The organism is Falsigemmobacter intermedius (genome assembly GCF_004054105.1).
Taxonomy (GTDB): domain Bacteria; phylum Pseudomonadota; class Alphaproteobacteria; order Rhodobacterales; family Rhodobacteraceae; genus Wagnerdoeblera; species Wagnerdoeblera intermedia.
The window spans coordinates 1-1,021 of the sequence record NZ_SBLC01000152.1 but is presented as its reverse complement, the minus strand read 5'-3'; the positions used below and the strand labels follow the sequence as shown (position 1 = coordinate 1,021).

At 64.4% G+C, this 1,021-nt stretch carries 1 protein-coding gene; it reads left to right on the top strand.

Going from position 1 to position 1,021, the window contains the following annotated elements:
• Window positions 1–993, top strand: a 993-nt coding sequence (locus EP867_RS19730) for a mannose-1-phosphate guanylyltransferase/mannose-6-phosphate isomerase (protein WP_128491103.1), incomplete at its 5' end; no start/stop codon positions are given.
• Between the last annotated feature and the right edge of the window lie 28 nt (window positions 994–1,021).

Sequence of the window (1,021 nt, the reverse complement as noted above, 5' to 3'; positions counted from 1 at the left end):
ACCGCGCCCGAGACGGGCTATGGCTGGCTGGAATGCGAAGGCCCTGCCACGACGGATCCGGTGCCGCTGACGCGTTTTGTGGAAAAACCCGATGCGGGCCGGGCGGCTGAGATGCTGGCGGCGGGGAATTTCCTGTGGAATGCAGGGATTTTCCTCTTCCGCGCCGATGCGCTGCGCAAAGCCTTTGAGGCCCATGCCCCGCAGATGATCGCGCCGGTGGAACAGGCGCTGGCCGAGGCCGTGCGGGACCTCGATTTCCTGCGTCTGGCCGAGGCCCCCTGGCAGGAAGTCGCCTCGGATTCCATCGATTATGCGGTGATGGAGCGGGCGGATAATCTGACCGTGGTGCCCTTCTCGGCGGGCTGGAATGATCTGGGCAGCTGGTCTGCGGTCGCCGATGAACTGCCGGGCGACAGCCAGGGTGTGGTGACCTTTGGCGCGGTGACGGCGATTGACTGCAAAGACAGCCTGTTGCGCTCGGAATCTCCGGGGCTGGAGCTGGTGGGGATCGGGGTGGAGAACCTGATCGCGGTGGCCATGCCCGATGCGGTTCTGGTGGCGGACCGCTCGCGGGCGCAGGATGTGAAGCTTGCGGTGGACACCCTGCGCGCCCGCGGCGTGCGTCAGGCCGAGAAATTCTCTCAGGACCAGCGGCCCTGGGGGCATTTTGAAACCCTGGCGCTTGGCGAGCGCTTTCAGGTCAAACGCATCGTCGTCAAACCCGGCGCGGCCCTCAGCCTGCAAAGCCATGTCCACCGCGCCGAGCATTGGATCGTGGTCTCAGGCACCGCGCGGATCACCGTGGAAGAAGAGATCCGCCTCGTGACGGAAAACCAGTCGATCTATGTGCCCCTTGGCGCCAAACACCGTCTCGAGAACCCCGGCAAAGTGCCCATGGTGCTGATTGAGGTGCAGACCGGCGCCTATCTCGGCGAGGATGACATCATCCGCTATGAGGATCTCTATGCGCGCGGTCAGGGAGAAAAGGGCTGATGGCACCGAAATTCGGCACCTCTGGCCT